Source organism: Pontibacter ummariensis (genome assembly GCF_900188175.1).
GTDB classification, from domain to species: domain Bacteria; phylum Bacteroidota; class Bacteroidia; order Cytophagales; family Hymenobacteraceae; genus Pontibacter; species Pontibacter ummariensis.
Map to the genome: position 1 here is coordinate 21,202 of NZ_FZOQ01000040.1, position 6,023 is coordinate 27,224.

At 56.9% G+C, this 6,023-nt stretch carries 6 protein-coding genes; all 6 read left to right on the top strand.

What is annotated here, in order from left to right; translation table 11 throughout:
- The first annotated feature begins 16 nt into the window (after window positions 1-16).
- Window positions 17-1,948 carry a conjugal transfer protein MobC gene (gene mobC / locus CHB92_RS24165; protein ID WP_089321814.1) on the top strand — a complete coding sequence of 644 codons (1,932 nt, stop codon included), beginning with the start codon at window positions 17-19 and terminating at the stop codon, window positions 1,946-1,948.
- A gap of 413 nt (window positions 1,949-2,361) precedes the next feature.
- Entirely contained in the window at window positions 2,362-3,228 is an 867-nt protein-coding gene (locus CHB92_RS24170) for an RteC domain-containing protein (RefSeq protein ID WP_089321815.1), read from the top strand.
- 354 nt (window positions 3,229-3,582) lie between these two features.
- Window positions 3,583-4,101, top strand: a complete 519-nt coding sequence (locus CHB92_RS24175) for a hypothetical protein (RefSeq protein ID WP_089321816.1) — start codon at window positions 3,583-3,585, stop codon at window positions 4,099-4,101.
- 62 nt (window positions 4,102-4,163) lie between these two features.
- A complete protein-coding gene (locus CHB92_RS24180) occupies window positions 4,164-4,508 on the top strand; it encodes a DUF4134 domain-containing protein (RefSeq protein WP_089321817.1) in 345 nt (114 codons plus the stop codon).
- Window positions 4,509-4,520: 12 nt separating this feature from the next.
- On the top strand, window positions 4,521-4,868 hold the full coding sequence (locus CHB92_RS24185) for a DUF4133 domain-containing protein (RefSeq protein WP_089321818.1): 348 nt from the start codon (window positions 4,521-4,523) through the stop codon (window positions 4,866-4,868).
- Window positions 4,852-6,023, top strand: a 1,172-nt coding sequence (locus CHB92_RS24190) for a TraG family conjugative transposon ATPase (protein ID WP_144266388.1), incomplete at its 3' end; no start/stop codon positions are given. The genes CHB92_RS24185 and CHB92_RS24190, both read left to right, overlap by 17 nt.

The window sequence follows — 6,023 nt, forward strand, 5'->3', positions numbered from 1 at the left end:
TTCTCAGAAAAAGAAAATGAACACCGGGGAAAACCAGCAGGGACTGCGCCAGGTCACCGACTTCACCAGGCTTCTGAGCCTGGCGGTCCTGCTCCTGCACTTCTACATCGCCTGCCATACTGCTTTTCAGGAGTGGGGGCTGACCGCTGCACTTACAGACCGGGTGGCGCAGCACCTTGCCAGTATGCCTATGTTTGGGAGCAGCCTGAAAGCCTCGGGAGCGGCACTGCTCCTGCTGCTTGTCTCACTCCTGGGAGCCAGGGGGAAGAAAGACGAGCATCTCCGCTACCGCACCGTCGCTGCTTACCTCATGCCGGGCCTGCTGCTCTACTTCTCCAGCCAACTCCTGTTATCAGTTCAAATAACAGCTCACCTGGCAATAGCTTACATGGGCACAACCGCGCTGGGTTACCTGCTTGTGCTGGCGGGCGGCACGCTGCTCTCGCGCCTGCTCAAGCTGCGGCTGGGGCAGGACATCTTCAACAAAGAAAACCAGTCCTTCCCACAGGAGGAGCGGCTGCTGGAGAACGAGTACTCTGTCAACCTACCGGCAGCTTACATCCTCAAGGGCAAGACCCGCCGCAGCTGGATAAACATCATTAATCCTTTTCGTGCCCTGCTCGTGATCGGCACACCCGGGGCGGGCAAGTCCTACTTCGTCATTCGCCACGTCATCACACAGCACATCCGCAAGGGCTTTGCTATGTTCCTCTACGATTTCAAGTACGATGACCTGACGCGCATCGCCTACAATGCTCTGCTCAGGCACGCGGGCAGCTATCCTGTGATGCCCAAGTTCTACCTGATCAACTTCGATGACCTCTCCCGCACACACCGCTGCAATCCCCTTGACCCGCACACGATGACCGACATTACCGACGCTACCGAGGCTTCCCGCACGATCATGCTGGGGCTCAACCGGGAGTGGATCAAAAAACAGGGAGACTTTTTCGTGGAATCGCCTATCAACTTCGTCACCGCCATCATCTGGTTTCTGCGGAAGTACCAGGGAGGCAGGTATTGCACGCTGCCCCATGTGATCGAGCTCATGCAGGCCAACTACCCGGAACTCTTTGCCCTGCTCCGGACGGAGCCGGAGATCGAGGTGCTCATCAACCCTTTTGTCTCTGCCTTCGAGCACGAGGCGATGGAGCAGCTGGAGGGGCAGGTAGCCAGCGCCAAGATCAGCATGGCCCGCCTCTCCTCTCCGCAGCTCTACTACGTGCTCTCCGGCAATGACTTCACGCTGGACCTCAACAACCCACAAGAACCGAAGATCATCTGCCTCGGCAATAACCCCCAGAAGCAGCAGGTGTATGGGGCCGTGCTCTCCCTCTACATCTCCCGGGCCATCAAGCTGGTCAACCAGAAAGAACGGCTCAAGAGCAGCCTCATCTTTGATGAGTTCCCCACGATCTACTTCAATGGCATCGACAGCCTGATCGCCACGGCCCGCTCGAACAAAGTAGCCACCATCCTGGCCGTGCAGGACTACAGCCAGCTCAAGAAGGACTACGGACGGGACCAGGCGGAGGTGGTGATGAACATCGTAGGCAATGTGATCAGCGGGCAGGTTACGGGGGAGACCGCCAAACAACTTTCCGAGCGCTTCGGCAGGATTGTGCAGCAGCGGGAGAGCGTCTCGGTTAACAGCAGCGATACTTCCGTGAGCCGCTCCACCCAGCTGGACGCCGCCATACCGCCCGCTACCATCGCCACGCTCTCCTCCGGGGAGTTTGTGGGCACGGTGGCCGATGACCCGCAGTGCCCGATAGCGCTGAAGACCTTCCACGCCACTATCACAAACAACCATGCGGCCATCGCCAGGGAGGAAAAGGCCTATGTACCTGTGCCAGCGATTAGGAAACTGGATTCACATGCGGTACAGGAAAACTACCTGAAGGTAAAAGAGGAGGTGCAGGCCATACTTACAACGGCACCAACTTAACACAAGACGAACAGAACTACAGCCGTAAGAGCGCTCCCTCCAAGCACAAACATGCGGAGCACCGCCGGCAGCATGTTATGAGCAGCATAAGCTATACAGAGCCGGCAAAACAGGGATTACAGAACGCTTATAGTGTTACAATTCAGGCACATTTCGCCATTTTTTTATCAGCCGAAATGGCTAATTTCTATGAACACATAAAATCTAAGCTTCATAGTATTCACCTGTAAAAAACAATAATATAAACTTCTTCAAAAAATTCTAAAAAATATAACAAAACAAAGCGACCACCCTATTACGCTTTTCTAAGGAGAAGCTTTACGCGTTCGTAGACAGCAACTGTAGAAAACCAACTGACTTAGACATATGTGACACGACAGACTATTTAGGCTATTGTATTGAGAGATATTGTTATGAGAGAGCAAGCCGAAAAACTTTATGACCACCTGGTGGCAGGGTTACGGGAGGCCGAGGCCATGCCGTCCCTTACAACTGCACAGCGCCATGAAACAAACCTGAAGCTTTTGAATGAGGCGATTCAGGAGCTGAAGAAGCTGGTGATAGACTATTCCTTCCAAAACGAAGCGGATGAAATAGAGTTCTTCAGGTATATCAAACCCAAGTTCACCAGCCTGTTGATCTACCACTCCCGGCTGGCCCTGATTGAGCTCAGGCTTCCACTTGGCAGCCTGAAGGATGTTCGGAAACACTATGAGAATGAGCTCCTGCTCATCCGTTTTTTTTACGACGACCATCTCCAGTTCTACCACTACCTCAACTCCGGTGCTACCTTTCTGGACGCCAAGTACTTCGTGCGCGGAAATTGTGATTTTCCGTTCTACTACAGTGTCTCTGCCCTCAGTACCTCGGCACTGGACACGGACACCCGCTTTACGACCCACTATGATTTCATCGTCGCCTGCTTCCAGGCCAGTGAGCGCCTCCGGGATTATCTGGTCAAAACACTGATGTTACTGGAGGGCGGGAAAATACCTGAAAAACCAGGGTCTCCTGAAAAAGGAACCCTGCGCTGGACAGGCCCGAAGATTTACCTGGTTGAACTGGTCTATGCCCTGCATGTATCGGGGCAGCTCAACAACGGCAATATCGGTCTCACGGAGATTGTCCATCAGGTGGAGGAGTTCTTTCAAATGAGCTTGGGCAACGTCTTCCGCTCCTTTCAAGAGATGCGCCAGCGCAAGAAGGACAGCAGGATAAAGCTGCTGGACGTGATGAAGGAGCGCCTGGTGCAGCGTATGGATGAGCTGGATGAGGAATGAAGGCCAGGCTCCCCACAAGTTTAAAAGAGACAACAAGGTTTAAAACGGTGAAAGACACTTAAAAGAAGGTGTGGAAACATGGAAAAGCTCCCGAGGGACTTTACCACATTTCCACACCTTTGATAGTGATGGATTGTTTTTATGTTTTTGTTTTAAAGACTTTCCCTTTAAACCTTTATGCTGTCCTAAGCCTTGTCATAACCTGCCCCAAGACCTTCCGAACTTCCCTCCGGATTCACTTAAAAAAAGTTTTCCCTACTACGGTGCGCCTTGTGAAAACAAGACCGGCTCCTCCTCCATCTTTGCCTTCATCACACCTGCCGCATGGGGCGGCGGGCTTAAACCACGAAGGCTATGTTATCCTCCTTTACCTGGCAACAGTACCTGCTAACAGCCGGAGCCCTTCTGGGACTGTACTACCTGGCAGTCCTGCTCCTGTACTGCAGAGAAGAAGTTATCCAGATGCTGAAAGGCAAAACAAGTCGGGCAAGCCTGCCGGCAGATCAGCCCATCCCTCCGCAGGTATCTATCATGGGGCCCGCCTCCCCTGAGGCGGGTCCACTCCTCTCCGCAGCAGAGGCCATCCGTGTAGCACCGCTGCTTTCTACTGAGACAGAGGAACCTGAGGACGCTGTGGTGCACGCCCTCCTGCAGGAAATAAAGCCCCTGCTGGAACTGGCAAACGAGGCGGACGCGGAAAAGGAAGAGCTCCTGCCGCTCCTGCGCCTGGTCATCGCCAGGCACAGCCCCTCCATCCAGCACCATCACCGGGAGGCTGTAGCGGCCTACCTCACTGCCCTAGGCAAACGCTCCTTTCTCCTGACACCAGAAGACCTCCGGTCCCTCTGGACGGAAACGCCAACAGCACAATGAGCCTGAGCGCTCAAAGCTTTTTTCACCACGCTTTACCATACCTAACTCAAAATCCATTCAAGATGAAAAAGAACGCAACACGGTCCCCGCAGCGCCAAAAGGCAAAGACAGCCGCTGCCCTGGCAGCTGTGCTTACCCTCTCGCTCGCCCTGGCTGCCCAGGCACAGACAGGCGACGGCGAGGCCGGCATCCAGCAGGCCACCGACATGATCAGTGGCTACTTCGACACCGGCACGAGCCTGATGTACGCCATCGGCGCCGTCGTGGGGCTGGTAGGCGCCGTGAAGGTCTACCAGAAGTGGAACGGCGGGGAGCCCGACACCGGCAAGGTGGCCGCCGCCTGGTTCGGCAGCTGTATCTTCCTGGTGATCGTGGCCACCGTGCTCTCCTCCTTCTTTGGCGTCTAAACTTTCCGGGCGATGGAAACGAGCGTCTACCGCATCAACAAGGGCATTAACAAGCCCATGGAGTTCAAGGGGCTCCGGGCGCAGTACATCGGTTACCTGGCCGTGGGGCTGGTGGCCCTGCTGCTGGGCTTCACCCTGCTCTACCTGGCTGGTGTGGACCTGCTGCTTTGCGTGACCGTGGTCTTCCTCTCCGGCGGTGCCCTCTTTACGGGCGTCTACCACCTGGACAGGACTTATGGGCAGTACGGGCTCCTGAAGCGGTTCGCCCGCCGCAGCGTTCCCCGCTGCGTGCGCGTCAGGTCCCGGAAAGTGTTCATGCACTTAAAGCGAAAGGAGGAAAACCATGGCAGCCGCCGCTGACATCGAGAAACTGCTGCCGGTCTACAAGGTGGAGCACGGGGCCATCCTCTCCCGGCAGGGAGACGTCACGCTGGCTTACGAAGCCACGCTGCCGGAGATCTTCACGCTTTCAGACAAAGACTACGAGGCTTTTCACCATGCCCTCGTCCGCGCCATCCGCCTGCTGCCCCGCCACGCTGTCTTCCACAAGCAGGACTGGTTTGTGGAGGCCGCCTACCAGGCTGACTACAGCCGGGAGGGCATGGGCTTTCTGTCCCGGGCCAGCGAGCGCTTCTTCCACGAACGGCCCTACTGGGAGCACAGCTGTTACATGTTGATCACGAAAAAACCGGAGGACAGGAAACCTGCCTCCTCGCTCTTCTCCAGTCTCCTCCGGCGCTCACTCGTCCCCACGCACGTCCTCGACCCGCGGCTTTATTCCGAGTTCCTGGACCAGGCGGGACAGTTTGAGCGTGTGCTCTCAGACAGCGGCTTTGCCCGGCTCAGGAAACTCACCGACGAGGAGCTGACCGGCACCGCCTCCAGGGCGGGGTTGCTGGAGCGCTACTGCGGCCTGCTCCCAGAAAACAGTCCACCCCTCCTGCAGGACATTCACCTGGACACCGGCATCCGCATCGGCCAAAAGCACTGCCAGCTCTTCACGCTCTCGGACGCCGAGGACCTGCCCGCCCTGTGCGGCTCCCGCGTTGACTACGACAAGTACTCCACCGATAGGAGCAAGTGCAGCACCGGCTTTGCTTCCCCCCTGGGGCAGCTCCTGCCCTGCAACCACCTCCTGAACCAGTATATTTTTCTAGGAGACGTGCCCCAGGCGCTCAAGCGGCTGGAAAGCAAACGGCTGCGCCTGCAGTCGCTCTCGGCCTATTCCCGGGAGAACGCCATCGCCCGCGACGCCACGCAGGATTTCCTCAACGAGGCCATCGGCCAGCAGCGGCTCCCGGTGAAGGCGCACTTCAACGTGCTGGCCTGGACCGAGGACCCGGTCAAGGGAAAGGAGCTGCGCAACGCCGTCTCCTCGGCCATGGCCCAGCTCGACGCCACCCCCAGGATGGAGACGCATGGGGCGCCACAGATCTTCTGGGCCGGCCTGCCCGGCAACGCGGCAGACTTCCCCCTCAACGACACCTTCGACACGTTCCTCGAACAGGCTTGCTG